The sequence below is a fragment of the Serpentinimonas raichei genome (genome assembly GCF_000828895.1).
Classification (GTDB): Bacteria; Pseudomonadota; Gammaproteobacteria; order Burkholderiales; family Burkholderiaceae_C; genus Serpentinimonas; species Serpentinimonas raichei.
In genome coordinates this window covers 2,409,598-2,428,280 of record NZ_AP014568.1, presented here as the reverse complement: position 1 = coordinate 2,428,280, position 18,683 = coordinate 2,409,598, and the positions used below count along the sequence as shown (strand labels likewise).

The following is an 18,683-nucleotide window of genomic DNA, read 5'->3' as shown; positions in this document are numbered from 1 at the left end:
CAGCCCGGCTGGAGCGCTCGAACCGGGCCGCGCCTGCACCCAGCCGCGGCCCCATCCTGCTTTTCGGCCACTTGGCGCCGCGCGCGCTTGGCCCTCGGAGAACCCGCACATGCTAGCCTTCATCTTGCGCCGCTTGCTTCAGGCGGCGTTGGTCATGGTGACCGTGGCCCTGATCGCCTTCATGCTGTTCCAGTTTGTCGGTGACCCAGTGAGCCAGATTCTGGGCCAGGACGCCACCACCGAACAAGTTGCCGAAGTGCGCGCCGCGCTTGGGCTGGACCAACCCGTGTGGGTGCAGTTCGGGCACTTCCTCTACAACGCGGTGCAAGGCGAATTTGGCATGAGCCTGCGCCAGGGCACCCCGGTGGCCACGCTGATCGCCGAGCGCTTTCCGGCCACACTGGAGCTGGCCCTGGTGGCCGCCCTGCTGGCCTTGCTGATCGGCATTCCGCTGGGCGTCTACACCGCCTTGCGCCGGGGTTCGGCGCTGGCGCAAATGTTCATGACGCTGTCGCTGCTGGGCGTCTCGCTGCCCACCTTTTTGATCGGCATCGTGCTGATCCTGATCTTTTCGGTGCAACTGGGCTGGTTTCCCAGCTTTGGCCGGGGCGAAGTGGTGCAGATCGGCGGCTGGAGCACCGGACTGCTGACGGCCCAGGGCTGGCACCACCTGGTGCTGCCGGCCATCACGCTGGCGATTTTTCAGCTCACGCTGATCATGCGCCTGGTGCGCGCCGAAATGCTCGAGGTGCTGCGCACCGACTACATCAAGTTTGCCCGGGCCAGGGGCTTGAGCGACCGCGCGGTGCACTTTGGCCACGCGCTCAAAAACACGCTGGTGCCGGTCATGACCATCACCGGCTTGCAGCTCGGCGGCCTGATCGCCTTCGCCATCATCACCGAAACCGTGTTCCAGTGGCCCGGCATGGGCCTGCTGTTCATCCAGGCCGTCACCTTTGCCGACATCCCGGTCATGGCCGCCTACCTGTGCCTGATTGCGCTCATCTTCGTCGTCATCAACCTGGTCGTCGATCTGCTGTATTTCGTCGTCGATCCGCGCCTGCGGCTGGATCAATCCAGCGGCCACTGAACCCGATTGCAGCCCCCCCATGAAATCCACCCTTTTCAAGTGGCTCGACAGCGACGTCGGGCACAGCTTTCGCACCTCACCGGCGGCGCTGGTGGCCGCCGCCATTGCGCTGGTGTGCGGCCTGGCGGCGCTGTTTGCGCCCTGGGTTGCGCCGCACAACCCCTTCGATCTGGCCACGCTGGACTTGAGCAACGCGCGCCTGCCGCCGGCCTGGTACCCCGACGGGCAGTGGACTTTCCTGCTCGGCACCGACGACCAGGGGCGCGACATCCTCTCGGCGCTGATCTACGGCGCCCGCATCTCGCTCTTTGTGGGGCTGGTTTCGGTGCTGCTGTCGGTGCTGCTGGGCGTCACGCTCGGCCTGCTGGCGGGCTACCTGGGCGGCTGGGTCGATGCCCTGCTGATGCGGCTGTGCGACGTGATGCTCTCGTTTCCCGCCATTTTGATCGCGCTCTTGATCGCCGGCATCGGCCACGCGCTCTTCCCCAACGCGCCCGAGGCGCTGGCCTTTGGGGTGCTGATCGCCGCCATCACCCTCACCGGCTGGGTGCAGTACGCGCGCACCGTGCGCGGCTCCACCATGGTCGAGCGGCAGAAGGAATACGTGCAGGCCGCGCGCGTGATCGGCGTCTCGTCGCTGGCCATCATGCGCCGCCATGTGCTGCCCAACGTGCTCGGGCCGGTGCTGGTGCTGGCCACCATCCAGGTGGCTACCGCCATCATCACCGAGGCCACCTTGTCGTTCCTGGGCGTGGGTGCGCCGCCCACTTCGCCCTCGCTGGGCACCCTGATCCGCATCGGCAACGACTACCTGTTTTCGGGCGAGTGGTGGATCACCATCTTCCCCGGCCTGCTGCTGGTGCTGATCGCCCTGAGCGTGAACCTGCTGGGCGACTGGTTGCGCGACGCGCTCAACCCGCGCCTGCGCTGAATCGAGGTCTGCCATGAGCCTGTTACAAGTCCAAAATCTGGTGGTCGAGTTTCCCGGCCGCCACGGCACCCTGCGCGCCCTCGACCAGCTCTCGTTCGAGATCGCACCCGGCGAAATCCTGGGTGTGGTGGGCGAATCGGGGGCCGGCAAATCGCTCACTGGGGCCGCCATCATCGGCTTGCTGGAGCCGCCCGGGCGCATCGCCAGCGGCCAGATTCTGCTCGAAGGCGAGCGCATCGACAACCTGCCACCGGCGCAAATGCGGCGCATACGCGGGCGCCGCATCGGCGCCATTTTTCAAGACCCGCTGACCTCGCTCAACCCGCTCTACTCGATCGGGCGCCAGTTGATCGAAACCATCACCACGCACCTGCCGCTGTCGCACGCGCAGGCGCGCCGGCGCGCCATCGAGCTGCTGCAAGAAACCGGCATTCCGGCGGCGCAAGAGCGCATCGACCACTACCCGCACCAGTTCTCGGGCGGTATGCGCCAGCGCGTGGTGATCGCGCTGGCGCTGGCGGCCGAGCCCAAGCTGATCGTGGCCGACGAGCCCACCACCGCGCTCGACGTCTCGATCCAGGCGCAGATCATCAACCTGCTCAAGTCGGTCTGCAAAAAGCACGGGGCCGCCGTGATGCTGATCACGCACGACATGGGCGTGATCGCCGAAACCTGCGACCGCGTGGCCGTGATGTACGCCGGGCGCATCGCCGAAATCGGGCCGGTGCGCGAGGTCATCCACGCCGCCGCGCACCCCTACACCCAGGGCCTGATGAGCTGCATCCCCGACATCGAGATCGAGCGCGCGCGCCTGCACCAGATCGACGGTGCCATGCCGCGCCTAAACGCCATCCCACCCGGTTGCGCCTTCAACCCGCGCTGCCGCCAGGTTTTTGCGCGCTGCCACCAAGAGCGCCCCGAACTCATGCCCGCTGCCACTACCCAAGCCGCCTGCTGGCTCCTGCCCAGTTCCACCAGCGCCCCTCTCGCCGCCGCCCTGCCGGAGGCACAGTCATGAGCGCCCTCGCTGCCAGTGCCCCGGCTTCTGCTGCCTTGGGCCCCACACCCGCTGCCACGCCGCCGCTGGTGCGCGCCGTCGATCTGGCGCGCACCTTCGACGTGTCCGCCCCTTGGCTGAACCGCGTGCTGGAGCGCAAACCGAGGCAGTTGCTGCACGCCGTCGATGGCGTGAGCTTCGAGATCGAGCGCGGCCAGACGCTGGCGCTGGTGGGCGAATCGGGTTGCGGCAAAAGCACCGTGGCGCGCCTGCTGGTGGGGCTGTACCCGCCCTCGCGCGGGCGCTTCGAGTTCGCCGGCCAAGACGCGCACGCCGCCTACCGCAGCCGCAGCGGCCGGGGCATCCGGCGCCACATCCAGATGATCTTCCAAGACCCCTACGCCAGCCTGAACCCGCGCTGGCGCGTGGCCGACATCGTGGCCGAGCCCTTGCGCGAACACGGCCTGCTCAGCGATGCGCAGGCGCTGCAGGCGCGCGTGGCCGAGTTGCTGCAGTCGGTGGGCCTGAGCCCGCTGGACCGGGTCAAGTTTCCGCACCAGTTCTCGGGCGGGCAGCGCCAGCGCATCTCAATTGCGCGCGCGCTGGCCACGCAGCCCGAGTTTCTGGTCTGCGACGAGCCCACCTCGGCGCTCGATGTGAGCGTGCAGGCGCAGGTGCTCAACATCATGAAAGACCTGCAACGCCAGCAGGGCCTGACCTACCTCTTCATCAGCCACAACCTGGCGGTGGTGCGCCATGTGAGCGACCACGTGGGCGTGATGTACCTCGGGCGGCTGGTGGAGCTGGCCCCCAAGCAGGCTTTGTTTGCCCAGCCGCGCCACCCCTACACGCGCATGCTGCTGGAGGCCATCCCCAAGCTGCACCACACCGGGCGCGCGCGCACCCCGGTGCAGGGCGAGGTGCCCAACCCGCTCAACCCGCCCAGCGGCTGCGCCTTTCACCCGCGCTGCCCGGCGGCCAACAGCCGCTGCAGCAGCGAACGCCCGGTGCTGCAAAGCCTAGACGGCATCCGCGTGGCCTGCCATGCGGTGGAGGAAGGGCGGCTTTGAATCCGGCTTGGCGGCGGGCAGCGGCTCAGGGGCTGGGGCTTTGCTCCAGCGCCTCGGCCGCTAGGCACAAGTCGGCCCAGGCGCGCGCCTTGTCGGCCGGGCTGCGCAGCAGATAGGCCGGGTGGTAGGTGACGACCAGCGGCAGCACCCGCCCCGCCAGCCTGGCCTGATAGACGCGCCCGCGCAGCTTGCCCAGCGGCAGCTCGCGCAGCGCCTCGGCGCTCAGGCAGCCGCCCTCGGCCAGCAGGGTCTGGGCCGCAAAACGCCCCAGCGCCAGCACGATTTTGGGCTGCAGCAGATCCACCTGGCGCAGCAGATAGGGCGTGCAGTGGGCGATTTCGTCCGCGGCCGGGTTGCGGTTCTGTGGCGGTCGGCATTTGATCACGTTGGCGATATAGACGCGCTGCTCGCGCTGCAGCTGCAGCGCCGCCAGCATGCGGTCGAGCAACTGCCCGGCGCGGCCCACAAAAGGCAAGCCCTGGCGGTCTTCTTCCTCGCCCGGCGCTTCGCCCACCAGCAGCCAGTCCGGCCGCCGGTCGCCCATGCCGGGCACGGCGCACTGGCGCTGCGCGCCCAAGGGGCAGCGCTGGCAGTCGCGGATTTGCTGCTCCAGTGCGTCCCAGTCGGGGGCGGGGGCGGTTGCAGGGAACGCGGGCCTCGTGTGGGGGGCAAGGGCGGCGGTTGCCGGGGCGCTGGAGGTGGCGGCCACCGGGAGGGCTGGCGCCGCAGCAGCACGCGCTGCAGGCTCGGCGCGGCGTGCGGGCGCTGGCGCCGCTGCAGTGGGTCCGGGTGCGGCTTTGGCTGCGGTTTGCCACCACGGCCGCACGCCCATCTCGGCCAGCATGGCGCTCTGGCGCGGGCTCAGCCGGGGCCGCGCCGGGGCAACCAGGGTGGCGGCCAGTGCGGGGGCAGGGTCGGGTGCGGGGGCGCTCATGCGGGCTCCGACTGTGCGGGCGGTGTGGCCACGGGCAGCGCATGCAGGCAGCGGCGCAGCAGCAGCGCGTCTTCGCGGCCGCCGCCCTCGGCCGGGTAGTAGCCGCTTCGCGTCGCCACGGTTGCAAAACCGGCCTGCTGGTAGAGCGCCCGCGCGGGCTGGTTGCTGGCACGCACTTCCAGCCACAGCGTTTGCGCCCCTTGGGCCTCGGCGCTTTCAATCAGCCGCTGCAGCAGCAAACGGCCCCAACCCTGGCGCGGGCGCGCCGTGGCCAGGTTGTGCAGATGCACCTCGTCGAGCACCGCTTGCGCCACCCAGTAGCCCAGCAGCAGGCGGCCGTCGGGCAGGGTGAAATCCTCCGGGTCGGGCAGATTATCTGGTGGGCTCGCCGCAGTCCGAAGCAGCAGTTGCGCACTGTGCCCGGCTTGCAGGGCCTCGGCAAACTGGCGCTCGCTCCACGGGTGCGCATGGGCGCGGCGCTCGAGTGCGCACACGGCCTCTAGGTGCTCGGCTTGCATGGGGGCCCAGTGCCAGCCCGGCGGCGCAGCGTGGCTCATGGCGGCCCCGGCTGCGCAGCCAGGCGCTGCGCCTGCAAGGCCGCGCGCTCGGCGGTGGTGAGCGCGACTTGGTCGCGCACATACAGCGGCTGCGCCTGCTCGGCCGCCACCGCCAGCCCCGCCGCCCAATGCCAGCCCGCCAGCCGCAGCAGCGCCGCCGCGCTCGGCCAGGCCGGCACCTGCGGCGCCGTGCGCCACGGCAGCGGCAAGCGCTCGGCATAGGTTTCAAGCGCGTTGCTCACCAGCCAGGTGGCTGCGCCGGCTTCGTCTTGCAGCCACTCCAGCGGCAGCGCTTCGGGCGCGCACAGGCGCGGTGCCCCCTCTAGGCGCCAGCCTGCGTCGCCCGCCGACCCACCGCGCCAACGCAGCTCGGCCACGTAGAGCTCGCCCATGCGCGCATCCAGCGCCGCCACCAAGCGGGTAGGCCGGGCCTGCCCTTGCCCTAGCAAAGCCCTTGGCACAGCCCCGCTCCACAGCCCCCGGGCGCATCCAGTGTGCCAGCCCTCGTCGCCCAGCGCCAGCAAGGTGCTGATGGGCAGCACCGGCACCCCGCCCGGGCGCGCCGCCAGCGCCAGCCCCTGCACCACCGCGCAGGCGCTGCGCAAGCCGGTAAAAGCCCCCGGCCCCTGGCCAAAAGCGATCGCATCGAGCTCCGCCAAACGCCAACCCAAGCCCTGCAGCAGCTCCAGCAGGCGCGGCAGCAGCGTGGCCGAAGCCTGTGCACCGCCTTCGCCCTCGTAGGCCGCCAGCGCCGCGCCACCGGCCGGGCCCAGCGCCACGCTCAGGCGCTCGGTGCTGGTCTCGATCGCCAGCACGCGCCGCGCCGCCGGTCTGGGCGGGCAGGCGGGCGAAGTGTAGCTAGGCGGGTTCATGGCTTTCGATTATCCTGCCTGATCGGCCCTGCCGCTTGGGCGGCGCTGGCCTTGTGCGGGTGCCATGGTGCCATGGTGCCGATTCAACGGGGTAGCTGCTAAACTGGCAGTGTGCTGTTACCAAGAGGTGCCCTATGCATACGTGGCCGGTTCAGGATGCCCAAGCGCGATTCAACGATTTACTCCAGGCCTGCTTGGACGAGGGGCCGCAAATCGTGACCCAAAGGGGTGCGCAAGCGGCCGTTTTGGTACCCATTGGGCAGTGGCAGCGCTTGCAGGCCACGGCCCGCCCCACTCTCAAGCAGCTGCTGCTTTCCGATCACGCCCGCGCGGATATGGTGTTGCCGAACCGAGGTCGGTCGCGCCGTCGGGTCGTGCTGGATCAAGTCTGATTCAGCCATGTGCATGGGATTGCCAAAGCCACCCTAATTTGCCCCCAGACTCGCGCACCGACTTCCGTCTCGCATCGGCACCCTAGGACGCGAAATGCGGGCGTTCTCAATGCACGATCCGGGAAGAATGCACCATGCCACCCTTGACCACCCCCCGCACCGTTTGGCCCCAGCAGCACCCGCTGGCCCTGGGTCTGGGCCTGCTGCTGTGCAGCAGCCTAGCGTGGGCGGCGCCCACATCAGCCCACCCAGCAGCCTCCACCAGCCCACCCAACGCCAGCACCACCCTCAGCAGCGCCACCACCACCCTGCCCCCCACCGTGGCCAACGCGCTGCGCGCCGCCGCCGTGCCGCCCGAGGCGCTGGCGCTGTTTGTGGCCCCGGCGCAGCCCGGTGCCGCGCCCTGGCTGGCGCAGCAGCACACCGAGCCCTTCAACCCCGCTTCCGCCCTTAAATTGGTCACCAGCCTGGCGGCGCTGGAGCTGCTCGGCCCCGGCCACGTCTGGCGCACCGAGGTCTATAGCAGCGGCACCCTGCGCGACGGCGTGCTGCACGGCAACCTCTACCTGCGCGGCGGCGGCGACCCAACCTTGGTAACCGAAAAACTCTGGCTGCTGCTGCACCGGGTGCAGGCGCTGGGCATCGAGCGCATTGCGGGCGACATCGTGCTCGACCGCAGCGCCTTTGCCGAGCCCGAAGTCGATCCCGCCGCCTTCAACGACGAGCCGCTGCGCGCCTACAACGCCGGGCCAGACGCGCTGCTGGTCAACTTTCGCGCTCAGGTGTTGCGCTTCAGCCCCGATGTGGCGGCGGGCGTGGCGCGCATCAGCGCCGAGCCACCGCTGGCCGGGGTGCAGATGCCGGCCACGGTGCCGCTCCTACCCGCCACACCGGCACAGGCTACACCAGCGGCCCATCGTGCAAGCGCAGCCCATGCAACAGAGGCCGCAGCCGCCTGCGGCGACTGGCGCGCAGCCCTGCGTGCCGATTTCACCCACCCCTTGCAGCCGCGTTTTGGCGGTGGTTTCCCGGCCGCTTGCGGCGTACGCCACTGGCCGCTGGCGCACCCCGAGCCGCGCCGCATGGCCGAGCGCGCCGTGCAGGCGCTGTGGCTGGCCAGTGGCGGCCGGCTCGATGGCCGCGTGCGCGAAGGCAGCGTGCCCGCCGGCGCCACCGAACGCCTGGTGTTCGAGTCGCCCCCGCTGGCCGAAGTGGTGCGCGATGCCAACAAGTTCAGCAACAACGTCATGGCCCAGCACCTGCTGCTCGCGCTCAGCCAGGGCGACGGTGCCGCCACTTTCGAGCGCTCGCGCCAGCGCCTGCAGCCCTGGTGGCTGGCGCGCTTCGGCCCCGATCTGCCCCTGCCCCAAGTGGGCAACGGCTCGGGCCTGAGCCGCGACGGCCGCGCCACCGCGCTGGCGCTGGGGCGGCTGCTGCAACACGCCTACGCCTCACACGCCATGCCCGACCTGATGGCCTCGTTGCCGGCCAGCGGGCTCGACGGCACGCTGCGGCGCAGCCGCATGGGTGCGGGGCTGGCGCACCTCAAAACCGGCAGCCTGCGCGACGTGCAAGCCCTGGCCGGCTACGTACACCGCCCCGACGGCTCGCGGCTGGTGCTGGTGGCGCTGGTCAACCACACCAACGCCCACGCCACCCGCCCGGCGCTCGATGCGCTGGTGCAGTGGGCCGCCAGCGCAACGGCCCCGCGGCAGCGCTGATTCAAGCCACCGGCCCAATCGCCACGCTCAGCTCGCCCACCCCCTCGACCCAGCCGCGCAACTGGTCGCCCGGCTGCACCGGCCCCACGCCCTCGGGGGTGCCGGTGTAGATCAGGTCGCCGGGTTGCAAGTGGTAAAAGCGCGACAAGTCGGCGATCAGCTCGGGGATGCTCCAGATCAGTTGATTGGTGCGGGCCGATTGCCGCGTCTGGCCATTCACTTGCAGCCCGATCGCCGCAGGTGCCAGCACCTGCCCCGGCAGCGGCAGCAGCTCGGAGCAAACCGCGCCGTGCTCCACGTCCTTGCCCAAGTCCCACGGGCGGCCCAGCTCGCGCGCTGCCTGTTGCAGGTCGCGCCGCGTCATGTCGAGCCCAACCGCGTAGCCGTAAATCAGCTCGTGCGCCTGCTCGGGTGCCACCCGAAAACCGGGCCGGTGCAGCGCCACCACCAGCTCGACTTCGTAGTGGAAGTTGGCCGTGCCGGGCGGGTAGGGCAGGGTGCTGCCGCTCGGGGTCAGCGCGCTGGCCGACTTGGTGAAATAAAACGGCGTCTCGCGCGCCTTGTCCACCGTAAAACCCATTTCAGCGGCGTGCGCGGCGTAGTTGCGACCGACAAAAAACAGCCGGTTCACGGGAAAGTGCTGCGGGCTGCCCAAAATCGGCAGCGCGGTGACGGGCGGGGGGGCGAAAAGGTAGTTACTCATGGTTTGGGTTGGTTTAAGTAGCCCGCCTCTTTCTGGTGCCGGAATGCCAAGACATACACCGTATCGTCGGCGGACTCATGGCGATACAGCGCCACATAGCCGGAGTCCCCGAAGGCAATCACCAACTCGCGCAGCTCGGGCATGTCAGGGAACGGCCGACCGATGTCGGGGAAGGTTTCCAACAGCAGGAATTGCCGCTCTATGGCTTGTCCGGCCCGCCTGGCGGCATCCGGGGCCTTGGCGGCGAGGAACTTCCGGCATCGCTCCAAGCCTTCGGCTGCGCCCTCGGTAACAATTACTTGTGGCACTCAGGCACCGCCCTTTCGGCTTCGGTGCCCCAGGTGTTCAACCAGGTGCGCATTTCTTGGCCGGTGAGATGCCGGCCGGTTTCTTTGTAGGCCGCCCAAGAGGTCAAGGCTTCCTGCTTGAAACGCTCGCTTGCTTCCTCGCGCTCGACGTATTGTTGGATGGCTTCGAGCATGATCCAGTGCGGCGAACGGCGGCGCTGGCCGGCCAGATGGTGGACACGACTTTTCAGTGTGTCGTCAATCTTGAGAGACGTTGCCATAGCGGGCCTCTTATCACGTAGTAACACCAAGTACTAATGTAACTCTTTCCTTTCGCCGAGTCCAGCCCTTTGCGTTGAAGCTGCCCCGGCTTGTCGCGCAAGTTAGGCCTAGCGCGACACCACCACCAAGCGCCGCGCCTTGCTGGTCTGCGTGCCCAACAACCACAGCCCAACCAATGCGCTCGAGTGGGAGCCGGGGCGCTTCCCCGCCCAACAAAACCACCCCTCAAAACGAAGTCCAGTCCCCTTCGGCTTCGGCCTTGGGTTTGGCGGTGGGAGGCAGCGCACGCGCAGGGGGCGCGAGGCGGCTTTGGGCCGCAGCGGGGCGCGGGGCGGACATGCGCGCCGATGCGGAACCTGATTGGCCCGCGGGTGCAGCGCGAGACGCTGATGCGGCACCCGCGCCACGGGCAGCCGATGCAGCGGGCGGTGCGGCTCTGTATGCAGCGGGCACAGCGGCCCTGGGTGCTGGCGCCGTGCGCGCCGGGGCCGCTGCACCACCTGCCCCACGCCCCACATCGCCCTGGTCCAGCTTGAACTGGCCCACCAGCGCGATCAAATGCGCCGCCTGGCCCTTGAGGCTCTCGGATGCGGCCGCGCTTTGCTCGACCAGCGCGGCGTTTTGCTGCGTGGCGTGATCGAGCTGCTGCACCGCTTGCCCGATCTGCCCGATGCCTTCGGACTGCTCGTTGCTGGCGGCGCTGATTTCGGCGATCAAATCGGTCACGCGCTTGACCTGGGAGACGATCTCGCCCACGCTCTGGCCGGCCTGCGCCACCAGTTGCGAGCCTTGCTCGACGCGCTGCACGCTGGCCCCGATCAGCTCCTTGATCTCTTTGGCTGCGGCGGCGCTGCGCCCGGCCAGGCTGCGCACCTCGGAGGCCACCACGGCAAAGCCGCGCCCTTGCTCGCCCGCGCGCGCCGCTTCCACGGCGGCGTTCAGGGCCAGGATGTTGGTCTGGAAAGCGATGCCGTCGATCACGCCGATGATGTCGGCGATTTTTTGGCTGCTGGCGCTGATCTCTTGCATGGTTCCCACCACCCGGCCCACCACCGCCCCACCTTGCTCGGCAGCGGCGCTGGCCCCGGCGGCGATCTGGCTGGCGGCGCGCGCGGTTTCGGCGTTTTGCTTGACGGTGGCGGTGAGCTGCTCCATGCTGGCCGCGGTTTGCTCTAGGCTAGACGCTTGCTGCTCGGTGCGCTGCGACAAATCGGCGTTGCCGCTGGCAATTTCGCTCGCCCCGGTGCTGATCGAGTCGGCGCTGGTGCGCACCTCGCCCACCACCCGCGCCAAGCTGGCGTTCATGGCGGCCAGGGCGCGCAGCAATTCAGCCACCTGATCGTGCCCGCTGGGCTCGAAGTGCGCGCTCAAATCGCCCGCCGCCACGGTTTGCGCCACGAGCAGCGCCTGCTCCAGCGGCCGTGTGATCGAGCGCGCAATGGCCCAAGCCAACAGACCACCCAGCAGCAGCCCGAGCAGGGTGCCCGCGATCATGATCACGTTGACGGCTTGGTTGGTGGCGTTGATGGCTTGGTACTTTTCTTGCACCAAGCTGTTTTCCACATCTTTGAGCCCGTCTAGGGTGGGGGTGAACGCGCGCTGCAGATCGCTCATGCGGGCCTGGTACAGCGCCTTGGCTTGCTCGGGCTGCCCGGCCAATATGGCATCCATGATCGGCAGCAGCCCCTGCGCCACATAGGCTTGGCGCGCCGTGGCAAAGGCGGCATCGGCCTGCTGTTCAGCGGCAGATTTTTCGCCCACCAGATGCTCCTCCCAGATCTGGTTGATTTTTTGAAGGTTGGCGCGCAGCTCGGTGTTGCGCGCCTGCACGTTCTCGGGCGCAGGGTCGAGCAGCGCATCCATCACCAGCACCCGGTTGCGCTGCACCATGTAGGTCATGTCTTTGAGCTTGGCCTGCGAAAGCACGCTCTCTTGGTAAAGCGACTCGGCCTGCACGTACATCCGATCGGTGGCTACAAAGCCCACCACCGCCAGCGCCAACATGAGCGCCAGCAAAACGGCGCTAAGCAAGCCCAAGCGCGGGCCAATTTTTAGGTCTTGCAGCAGGTTCATGCGCAGTCTCGTGGTTGTGGGGCAATGAGGTGAAAAACGGTCGGCGCCAAGGCCAAGCATCGGCTGGATGCCACCGCTGGCATTTTGCATGAAAAAAACGACATTTCCCCCATTCCCAAGGTCACGCACCCCCGCCCCCGCCTTGATGCGAAAATCCCCCCATGGATGCACCCGCCTACACCCCCGAACTCCTGCACCGCATGGGCCAGCAGGCGCGCGCCGCCGCCGCCCAAATGGCCTGCGCCAGCGCCGCACGCAAGGCCGCCGCGCTGCGCGGCCTAGCCGCTTTGCTGCGCAGCCACACCGAGCCGCTGCAAGCCGCCAACGCGCTCGACCTGGAGCGCGCGCGCAGCGCCGGACTGGCCGAGCCGCTGCTCGACCGCTTGCGCCTAAGCCCGGCCGCGCTCGAAACCTGCGCCCTGGGCTGCGAGCAACTGGCCGCCATGCCCGAGCTCATCGGCACCGTGAGCGGTTTGCAGCAGCAGCCCAGCGGCATCCGCGTGGGGCAGATGCGCGTGCCCATCGGCGTCTTTGGCATGATCTACGAGAGCCGCCCCAACGTCACCATCGAAGCCGCGTCGCTGGCCATCAAGAGCGGCAACGCGGCCATATTGCGCGGCGGCTCCGAGGCCATAGCCAGCAACCGCGCCCTGGCCGCGCTGGTGCAGCAGGCGCTGGGCGCAGCCGGTCTGCCGCCCGACGCGGTGCAGCTCGTTCCCTGCACCGACCGCGCCGCCGTGGGCCAGCTCATCGCCATGCCGCAGTATGTGGATGTGATCATCCCGCGCGGCGGCAAGGGCCTGATCGAGCGCATCAGCGCCGAAGCCAAGGTGCCGGTGATCAAGCACCTCGACGGCAACTGCCACACCTACGTCGATCACCCCTGCGACCTGGCGCTGGCCTTAAAAGTGACCGACAACGCCAAAACGCAAAAATACAGCCCCTGCAACGCCACCGAAAGCCTGCTGGTGGCGCGCGCCGTTGCAGCCGAGTTTTTGCCGCAGATCGGCGCCGTGTTTGCCGCCAAGGGCGTGGAAATGCGCTGCTGCCCCGAGTCTTTGCAGATTCTCCAGTCCTCCACCCAACTCAGCCCCGCCCCCCTGCTCAGCCCCGCCACCGAGGCCGACTGGAGCACCGAATACCTCGCCCCCATCATCAGCATCAAGCTGGTGGCGGGGCTGGACGAAGCCATTGCGCACATCAACCGCTACTCCAGCCACCACACCGACGCCATCCTCACCACCGACCACGGCCATGCGCAGCGCTTTTTGCGCGAGGTCGATTCCAGCAGCGTGATGGTCAACACCAGCACCCGCTTTGCCGACGGCTTCGAGTACGGGCTGGGGGCCGAAATCGGCATTTCTACCGACAAATTCCACGCTCGCGGCCCGGTCGGGGTCGAGGGCCTGACCTCGCTCAAGTACGTGGTGCTGGGCGAAGGCCAGGTGCGCGTCTGACCATGCCACCCCGCAAGCCCTCCCGCGCCCAAGCCAGCGCAGCCACCAGCGCACCCGACCCGCGCTTTGCCGAGCAGCCCAGCCTGTTCGACGAAGCCGCCGCCGCCCCACCGGCCCAAGCCGCTGCGGCCGCCCACCCCGCTGGCGCCCCCAGTGCCGCCACCGGCCTGCGCGTGCAAGCGCCGGGGCAGCGCCTGCGCTCCCCGGCGGGCAAGGCCTTTGAGCGCGAGCGCGAGCGCATCGAGCGCCTGCGCCAGCAGTTGCAAACGCTGGACGCCGTGGGCCTGGCGCACCGCGCCCAGTGCGCCCAGCGCCTGGCCCCGCTGCAGCAGCAAGAAACCGAGCTGCGCCGCCGCATGGTGCACGCGCTCGATGCCTGGTTTGATGGCGCGCGCAAGGGCCTAAGCCCGACTCAGTTGGCGCTGCTGCGCCAGATCGTGATTGCCCAAAGCCACAGCCTTGCGCTCGCAGGCGATGCCGACATGGCCGCCCTGCACGACCGGCGCAGCCCGCAAACCCTGGCTGAGCAGCGGCGCGAGCGGGCCCAAGCCATGCACCAGGAGCTGCAGCAAGACTTTGCCGACGCGCTCGACACCGAGCTGCCCGCCTTCGACCCCGACAACCCCGACGCCTCGCTGCACGCCACCATCGACCACCTGCGCCAGCGCCTGAGCGAGCAAGACGAGCTCAAAAAGGCCAAGCGCGCCCAGCGCCAGGCGCGCCGCAAACCCAGCGCCGCCCAAGAAACCGCCGCCGCCCACCTGGCCGACGCCGACGCCACGCTGCGCCTGCTCTACCGCCAGTTGGCCAGCGCGCTGCACCCCGACCGCGCCAGCGACGCCGCCGAGGTGGCACAAAAGCACGCGCTCATGAGCGCCGTCAATGCCGCCTACGCCCAGCGCGACCTGGTGGCCCTGCTGGAGCTGCAATGGCGCGCCGAGCTGGTGGACCCGGAACACCTCGAGCGCGTGGGCGAGCAGCGCCTAAAGAGCCTCACGCTGCTGCTCAAACAGCAGGCCGCCGCGCTCGAGCGCGATCGCCAGGCCAGCCAGCAGCGCTGGTGCGCCGAATTTGGCCTGCCGCCCTACATCGCTTTCAGCCCCACCAGCTTGCACGACATGCTCCAAGACCAACTGGAAGACTTGGAAGCCGCCATCGACGCCATGCAGCACGACCTGCAACAGGTCGAGGCCCTGCCCACCCTCAAACCTTGGCTGAACGAGCAGCGCCGCCTAGTGCGCGAAGCCGAGCGCTTGGATCAGCGCTTGGCCGCCTTGGACCCCTGGGGCTGAGGCCTTTGGCTTGCCGGAGCATCAGCCCATGAACCCCAAACCCCGTGTCGTCGTCGGGCTCTCGGGCGGAGTCGATTCCGCCGTCAGCGCTTGGCTGCTCAAGCAGCAGGGCTTCGAAGTGATCGGCATCTTCATGAAAAACTGGGAAGATGATGACGGCGACGTAGGCCCCGACGGCAGCAGCGCGCACTGCTCCAGCCGCCAGGACTGGCTCGACGCCGCCAGCGTGGCCGACGTACTCGGCATCGAGATCGAATACGTCAACTTTGCCGCCGAATACAAAGACCGCGTCTTTGCCCACTTTCTGCGCGAATACCAGGCCGGCCGCACCCCCAACCCCGACATCTTGTGCAACGCCGAGATCAAGTTCAAGGCCTTCCTCGACCATGCCCTGCGCCTGGGGGCCGAGCAGATCGCCACCGGGCACTACGCGCGCGTGCGCTTCGATGCCGCCAGCGCCCGCTACCAACTGCTCAAGGGCCTGGACCCGCTCAAAGACCAGAGCTACTTCCTGCACCGCCTGACGCAAGCGCAACTGGCGCGCACGCGCTTTCCGGTGGGCGAGCTGCGCAAAACCGAGGTGCGCCGCATCGCCGCCGAAATCGGGCTGCCCAACGCCAAAAAGAAAGATTCGACCGGCATTTGCTTCATCGGCGAGCGCCCCTTTCGCGAGTTTTTGGGCCGCTACCTGCAACACGCCCCCGGCCCCATCCGCGCCCCCGACGGGCGCACCATCGGCCAGCACGTGGGCCTGAGCTTTTACACCCTGGGCCAGCGCCAGGGGCTGGGCATCGGCGGCCTCAAGCCAAGCGGGGCCACCCAAGGCGGCGCCGACCACGCGCCCTGGTTCGTGGCGCGCAAAGACATGGCCCACAACACCCTGTGGGCGGTGCAGGGGCACGATCATCCTTGGCTGCTCGCGCCCAGTCTGCAAGCCAGCGACCCCAGTTGGGTAGCCGGCCAACCCCCGCCCGCCGGTGCCTACGGCGCCAAAACCCGCTACCGCCAGGCCGATGCCGCGTGCCGCTTCGAGCCCGCCCCCGCAACCAAGGGCGCCCCCGACGAGCGCTTCGCCCTGCACTTCGAGCAGCCCCAATGGGCCGTCACTCCCGGCCAGAGCGCGGTGCTGTACGACGGTGAGGTGTGCCTGGGCGGCGGGGTGATTTACGGCTCCGGCGCTGCCACCTGGAAAGTCGACGGGGATTCGCAAATTTGATTAAACTTGCAGTTTTCGGCCCAGCGGAGACCCCCCATGCCACCTGACGAACACCCACAGCGGCGCGAGCGCCTAGGCCACTACCTGCAAGCCTATTTTGGCGAGATGGACCCCGAGGTGCTGGCCGCCGTGTGCGCGCACTTCACATGGGTCGAGCTCGAAGCCGGGGAGGTGCTGATGCAGCAAGGGCAGGTGGCCGATGCCGCCTACCTGAGCCTGAGCGGGCGCCTGCGCGTGTACGTCGAAGGCCCCGAGGGCGCGCGGCGCGCGGTGCGCGAGTTGGGGCGCGGCGAGATTTTGGGCGAAATCGGCCTCTACAGCGAGGCCCCGCGCTCGGCCACCGTGGTCGCGCTGCGCCACAGCGTGCTGGCCCGGCTTGAAAAAGCGCACTTCCACGAGCTGGTGCAGCGCTACCCGCAAGCCTCGTTTGCGCTCACGCGCCAGATCATCGAGCGCTTGCAAACGCAGCACAGCAGCCGGCCCGAAACGGCCCCGGTCATGCTCTGCCTGCTGCCCATCACCGCCCACGTGCAGGCCACCGAACTGGCCGAAAAGCTGCGCCTTGCCCTGTCACCCTACGGCCGCGCCTGCTGTGTCGGGGCCGCCCAGGTGCGCGCCCAAGCGCAGCAACAGCACGGCCTGGCCTCTGACACCGCCTGCGCGCAGGTGCTCGACGCACTCGAAACCCAGCACGACTTCGTGCTCATGCTCGGCGACAGCGCCGACGAAGGCTGGAGCCGCCTGTGTGCGCGCCACGCCGACGAAATCCTGCTGCTGGCCCAGGCCAGCGAGCCGGCGCAAATCCACCCCATCGAGCACGCCTGCCTGAGCGCCCTGCAACAGACCAGCGAACCCAACCAAACCCTGCTGCTGCTGCACCCGGCCGAGCTCAAATCGCCGCTCGGCATGCGGCGCTGGATCGATCGGCGCCCGGTGGGCGCGCACCTGAACCTGCGCCCGGCGCTGGAGCGCGACATGCAGCGGCTGGCGCGCATCCTCAGCCACAACGCCACCGGGTTGGTGCTGGCCGGGGGCGGCGCGCGCGGGCTGGCGCATCTGGGCGTCTGGAAAGAGCTGCAACGGCGCGGCATCGAAATCGACTGCGTGGGCGGCACCAGCATCGGCGCCGTCATGGCCGCCCTGATCGCCGCCGACGCCGGGGTCGAGCCCACCATCGAGCGCGCCCGGCGCGCCTTTCGCATCAACCCCACCGGCGACTACAACTGGCTGCCGCTGGTCTCGCTCATCCGCGGTGGCCGGGTGCGCAAATTGATCGACCGCACCTTTCACGAGCTCACCGGCGGCCAGGCCGACGCGGTCGATCTGTGGAAAGGCTTTTTTTGCATCGCCAGCAACTACTCGCGCGGGCAGGAGCTGCGGCTGCAGCAAGGCGACCTCAGCCAGGCCCTGCGCGCCAGCTTGGCTATTCCCGGCGCGCTGCCGCCGGTGGTGCGCGACGGCGAGCTGCTGTGCGACGGCGGCACCTTCAACAACTTCCCCGTCAACGTGATGCGCTTGCAGCGCGGCGTGCGGCGCGTAATCGGCGTCGATTTGAGTGCACGCAGCACGCGCCGGCTCACTTTTGACGAAATACCCGGCCCGTGGGCGCTGCTGCTCGACCGCCTGCGCCCGCGCGCACGCCAGCGCTACCGCCTGCCCTCGCTGGTGTCGTATTTGCTCAACGTCTCGATCCTCTACAGCGTGTCGCGCCAGGCCGAATCGCGCCGCCAGTGCGACCTCTACCTCAACCCGCCGCTGCTCAAGATCGGGCTGCTGCAGTGGAACCAGTTCGACACCATCGTGCGCCAAGGCGAGCAGCACGCGCGCGAGGTGCTGGAGCAGCAGGCTGCGGGGGCGGCGGTACCGCCGGCCTGAAGCCCTCGGCTCACTCACACTCGTTCGGTCCTTCGCTTTTACCTTGTGGCCTAAGCGGCCCCAGCCCGTGCTGGGCGCACGATAAAAACGTGGTCTGCCCCATTTTCCCCCTGTAACCTCCCCCTGAACGGAGACTTGATGTTTGTACGTAACTTGCGTATAATTCGTCCCGTGCATGCTTTGTTTATCGAGCTCCCGCCGTTCGAGCGGCAGCGCGCCAACTACCTTGACGATGAAGGCTATCGGGCTTTGCAGCTGGATTTGATGCGCAACCCTCTGGCCGGTGATGTGATTAAAGGCACGGGGGGTCTGCGCAAGCTTCGTCAACCAGACCCTCTACGCGGCAAAGGCAAGCGTGGCGGGTTGCGTGTGATTTATTACTGGTGGCTTGGGGGTAGCCAGTTCTGGCTGTTCACCCTCTACGACAAAGACCAAGCCGATGATCTGACGGCCGAACAACGCAGTGCCATCAAGAAACTGCTGGATGCCGAACGCCAACACCGTCAACCCAAGGAGTGCTGAACCATGAAAAAACGTGATGTTTTTGCTGAATTGCTGGAAGGCTTTGACGCCCTGAAGTCTGAACGTGAAGGCAAGCTGACTTTACGGCAAATCAAGGTACAGGACAAACCCGTTCCCACATTGGCGCCTCAGGAATTGATCCAAGTGCGCGAGAAACTTCACCTCTCGCGAGCCTTATTTGCACGCTACTTACGCACCAACCCGCGAACCTTGGAGAACTGGGAGCAGGGTCGAGCAAAGCCGAACGCTCAAGCGGTGCTGCTGATTCGGATGGTTTCGCAATTCCCAGATACGGTGCAACGCTTGGAAACGGTTTGAGCCACCACACATTCACCGGCGGCCAGGCCGACGTGGTCGATCTGCGGAAAGGTTTTTTTTTGCATCGCCAGCAACTACTCGCGCAGGCAAGAGC

At 68.2% G+C, this 18,683-nt stretch carries 19 protein-coding genes; 12 read left to right on the top strand and 7 right to left on the bottom strand.

Annotated elements, in window-relative coordinates:
- The first annotated feature begins 109 nt into the window (after nucleotides 1-109).
- Genes SRAA_RS11285 through SRAA_RS11270 form a run of 4 tightly spaced genes read left to right on the top strand, consistent with a single transcriptional unit; the run spans nucleotide 110 to nucleotide 4,088 of the window.
- Complete coding sequence (locus SRAA_RS11285; protein WP_029462736.1) at nucleotides 110-1,090, top strand: ABC transporter permease; 981 nt, start codon at nucleotides 110-112, stop codon at nucleotides 1,088-1,090.
- A 19-nt stretch (nucleotides 1,091-1,109) separates the two neighbouring features.
- Nucleotides 1,110-2,021 (top strand): ABC transporter permease, encoded by a 912-nt coding sequence (locus SRAA_RS11280; protein ID WP_029462737.1) that lies wholly within the window; start codon nucleotides 1,110-1,112, stop codon nucleotides 2,019-2,021.
- A gap of 13 nt (nucleotides 2,022-2,034) precedes the next feature.
- Complete coding sequence (locus SRAA_RS11275; protein WP_029462738.1) at nucleotides 2,035-3,039, top strand: ABC transporter ATP-binding protein; 1,005 nt, start codon at nucleotides 2,035-2,037, stop codon at nucleotides 3,037-3,039.
- The gene (locus SRAA_RS11270; protein WP_082040048.1) at nucleotides 3,036-4,088 is read left to right on the top strand and encodes an ABC transporter ATP-binding protein; all 1,053 of its coding nucleotides are present in this window, start codon (nucleotides 3,036-3,038) and stop codon (nucleotides 4,086-4,088) included. The genes SRAA_RS11275 and SRAA_RS11270 overlap by 4 nt, the downstream gene beginning before the upstream one ends.
- A 25-nt stretch (nucleotides 4,089-4,113) precedes the next feature.
- On the opposite strand, the gene SRAA_RS11265 is transcribed toward SRAA_RS11270, so the two are convergent.
- Genes SRAA_RS11265 through tsaB form a run of 3 tightly spaced genes read right to left on the bottom strand, consistent with a single transcriptional unit; the run spans nucleotide 4,114 to nucleotide 6,451 of the window.
- Complete coding sequence (locus SRAA_RS11265) at nucleotides 4,114-5,022, bottom strand: uracil-DNA glycosylase (RefSeq protein WP_082040047.1); 909 nt, start codon at nucleotides 5,020-5,022, stop codon at nucleotides 4,114-4,116.
- Nucleotides 5,019-5,579 (bottom strand): GNAT family N-acetyltransferase, encoded by a 561-nt coding sequence (locus SRAA_RS11260; RefSeq protein WP_029462741.1) that lies wholly within the window; start codon nucleotides 5,577-5,579, stop codon nucleotides 5,019-5,021. Before SRAA_RS11260 ends, SRAA_RS11265 begins: the two co-directional genes overlap by 4 nt.
- Nucleotides 5,576-6,451, bottom strand: coding sequence for a tRNA (adenosine(37)-N6)-threonylcarbamoyltransferase complex dimerization subunit type 1 TsaB (gene tsaB / locus SRAA_RS11255; protein ID WP_045476666.1), 876 nt, complete (start codon nucleotides 6,449-6,451; stop codon nucleotides 5,576-5,578). Before tsaB ends, SRAA_RS11260 begins: the two co-directional genes overlap by 4 nt.
- A gap of 134 nt (nucleotides 6,452-6,585) precedes the next feature.
- Between tsaB and SRAA_RS11250 the strand changes: the two genes are divergently transcribed.
- The gene (locus SRAA_RS11250; protein ID WP_029462743.1) at nucleotides 6,586-6,843 is read left to right on the top strand and encodes a type II toxin-antitoxin system Phd/YefM family antitoxin; all 258 of its coding nucleotides are present in this window, start codon (nucleotides 6,586-6,588) and stop codon (nucleotides 6,841-6,843) included.
- A 134-nt stretch (nucleotides 6,844-6,977) separates the two neighbouring features.
- Nucleotides 6,978-8,564 (top strand): D-alanyl-D-alanine carboxypeptidase/D-alanyl-D-alanine endopeptidase, encoded by a 1,587-nt coding sequence (gene dacB, locus SRAA_RS11245; RefSeq protein ID WP_144318758.1) that lies wholly within the window; start codon nucleotides 6,978-6,980, stop codon nucleotides 8,562-8,564.
- A gap of 1 nt (nucleotide 8,565) precedes the next feature.
- Here the strand turns inward: dacB and SRAA_RS11240 are convergent, their stop codons facing one another.
- From SRAA_RS11240 to SRAA_RS12815, 4 genes are all read right to left on the bottom strand, one after another.
- Nucleotides 8,566-9,267, bottom strand: coding sequence for a fumarylacetoacetate hydrolase family protein (locus tag SRAA_RS11240; RefSeq protein WP_045532792.1), 702 nt, complete (start codon nucleotides 9,265-9,267; stop codon nucleotides 8,566-8,568).
- Nucleotides 9,264-9,575: a type II toxin-antitoxin system RelE/ParE family toxin gene (locus SRAA_RS11235; RefSeq protein ID WP_029462746.1), complete on the bottom strand. Its 312-nt coding sequence runs from the start codon at nucleotides 9,573-9,575 to the stop codon at nucleotides 9,264-9,266. Before SRAA_RS11235 ends, SRAA_RS11240 begins: the two co-directional genes overlap by 4 nt.
- On the bottom strand, nucleotides 9,563-9,835 hold the full coding sequence (locus tag SRAA_RS11230) for a CopG family ribbon-helix-helix protein (protein WP_029462747.1): 273 nt from the start codon (nucleotides 9,833-9,835) through the stop codon (nucleotides 9,563-9,565). The genes SRAA_RS11235 and SRAA_RS11230 overlap by 13 nt, the downstream gene beginning before the upstream one ends.
- Nucleotides 9,836-10,061: 226 nt before the next feature.
- On the bottom strand, nucleotides 10,062-11,909 hold the full coding sequence (locus SRAA_RS12815) for a methyl-accepting chemotaxis protein (RefSeq protein WP_029462748.1): 1,848 nt from the start codon (nucleotides 11,907-11,909) through the stop codon (nucleotides 10,062-10,064).
- 161 nt (nucleotides 11,910-12,070) lie between these two features.
- Between SRAA_RS12815 and SRAA_RS11220 the strand changes: the two genes are divergently transcribed.
- The 6 genes from SRAA_RS11220 (at nucleotide 12,071) to SRAA_RS12360 (ending at nucleotide 18,589) form a co-directional block, all read left to right on the top strand.
- Entirely contained in the window at nucleotides 12,071-13,366 is a 1,296-nt protein-coding gene (locus SRAA_RS11220; protein ID WP_029462749.1) for a glutamate-5-semialdehyde dehydrogenase, read from the top strand.
- Between the two features lie 2 nt (nucleotides 13,367-13,368).
- Nucleotides 13,369-14,658, top strand: coding sequence for a J domain-containing protein (locus SRAA_RS11215; RefSeq protein ID WP_045532791.1), 1,290 nt, complete (start codon nucleotides 13,369-13,371; stop codon nucleotides 14,656-14,658).
- 28 nt (nucleotides 14,659-14,686) lie between these two features.
- Nucleotides 14,687-15,874, top strand: a complete 1,188-nt coding sequence (gene mnmA / locus SRAA_RS11210) for a tRNA 2-thiouridine(34) synthase MnmA (RefSeq protein ID WP_045532789.1) — start codon at nucleotides 14,687-14,689, stop codon at nucleotides 15,872-15,874.
- A gap of 36 nt (nucleotides 15,875-15,910) precedes the next feature.
- On the top strand, nucleotides 15,911-17,749 hold the full coding sequence (locus tag SRAA_RS11205) for a patatin-like phospholipase family protein (RefSeq protein WP_045532787.1): 1,839 nt from the start codon (nucleotides 15,911-15,913) through the stop codon (nucleotides 17,747-17,749).
- Nucleotides 17,750-17,920: 171 nt separating this feature from the next.
- Nucleotides 17,921-18,271, top strand: coding sequence for a hypothetical protein (locus SRAA_RS11200; protein ID WP_045532785.1), 351 nt, complete (start codon nucleotides 17,921-17,923; stop codon nucleotides 18,269-18,271).
- Between the two features lie 3 nt (nucleotides 18,272-18,274).
- The gene (locus tag SRAA_RS12360) at nucleotides 18,275-18,589 is read left to right on the top strand and encodes a helix-turn-helix domain-containing protein (protein WP_045532783.1); all 315 of its coding nucleotides are present in this window, start codon (nucleotides 18,275-18,277) and stop codon (nucleotides 18,587-18,589) included.
- Nucleotides 18,590-18,683 lie beyond the last annotated feature (94 nt).

Excerpts from the sequence above, each read along its gene's own strand:
- SRAA_RS11285 (WP_029462736.1), top strand. The coding sequence starts at position 110 with ATGCTAGCCTTCATCTTGCGCCGCTTGCTTCAGGCGGCGTTGGTCATG.
- SRAA_RS11280 (WP_029462737.1), top strand. The coding sequence starts at position 1,110 with ATGAAATCCACCCTTTTCAAGTGGCTCGACAGCGACGTCGGGCACAGC.
- SRAA_RS11275 (WP_029462738.1), top strand. The coding sequence starts at position 2,035 with ATGAGCCTGTTACAAGTCCAAAATCTGGTGGTCGAGTTTCCCGGCCGC.
- SRAA_RS11270 (WP_082040048.1), top strand. The coding sequence starts at position 3,036 with ATGAGCGCCCTCGCTGCCAGTGCCCCGGCTTCTGCTGCCTTGGGCCCC.
- SRAA_RS11265 (WP_082040047.1), bottom strand. The coding sequence starts at position 5,022 with ATGAGCGCCCCCGCACCCGACCCTGCCCCCGCACTGGCCGCCACCCTG.
- SRAA_RS11260 (WP_029462741.1), bottom strand. The coding sequence starts at position 5,579 with ATGAGCCACGCTGCGCCGCCGGGCTGGCACTGGGCCCCCATGCAAGCC.
- tsaB (WP_045476666.1), bottom strand. The coding sequence starts at position 6,451 with ATGAACCCGCCTAGCTACACTTCGCCCGCCTGCCCGCCCAGACCGGCG.
- SRAA_RS11250 (WP_029462743.1), top strand. The coding sequence starts at position 6,586 with ATGCATACGTGGCCGGTTCAGGATGCCCAAGCGCGATTCAACGATTTA.
- dacB (WP_144318758.1), top strand. The coding sequence starts at position 6,978 with ATGCCACCCTTGACCACCCCCCGCACCGTTTGGCCCCAGCAGCACCCG.
- SRAA_RS11240 (WP_045532792.1), bottom strand. The coding sequence starts at position 9,267 with ATGAGTAACTACCTTTTCGCCCCCCCGCCCGTCACCGCGCTGCCGATT.
- SRAA_RS11230 (WP_029462747.1), bottom strand. The coding sequence starts at position 9,835 with ATGGCAACGTCTCTCAAGATTGACGACACACTGAAAAGTCGTGTCCAC.
- SRAA_RS12815 (WP_029462748.1), bottom strand. The coding sequence starts at position 11,909 with ATGAACCTGCTGCAAGACCTAAAAATTGGCCCGCGCTTGGGCTTGCTT.
- SRAA_RS11220 (WP_029462749.1), top strand. The coding sequence starts at position 12,071 with ATGGATGCACCCGCCTACACCCCCGAACTCCTGCACCGCATGGGCCAG.
- SRAA_RS11215 (WP_045532791.1), top strand. The coding sequence starts at position 13,369 with ATGCCACCCCGCAAGCCCTCCCGCGCCCAAGCCAGCGCAGCCACCAGC.
- mnmA (WP_045532789.1), top strand. The coding sequence starts at position 14,687 with ATGAACCCCAAACCCCGTGTCGTCGTCGGGCTCTCGGGCGGAGTCGAT.
- SRAA_RS11205 (WP_045532787.1), top strand. The coding sequence starts at position 15,911 with ATGCCACCTGACGAACACCCACAGCGGCGCGAGCGCCTAGGCCACTAC.
- SRAA_RS12360 (WP_045532783.1), top strand. The coding sequence starts at position 18,275 with ATGAAAAAACGTGATGTTTTTGCTGAATTGCTGGAAGGCTTTGACGCC.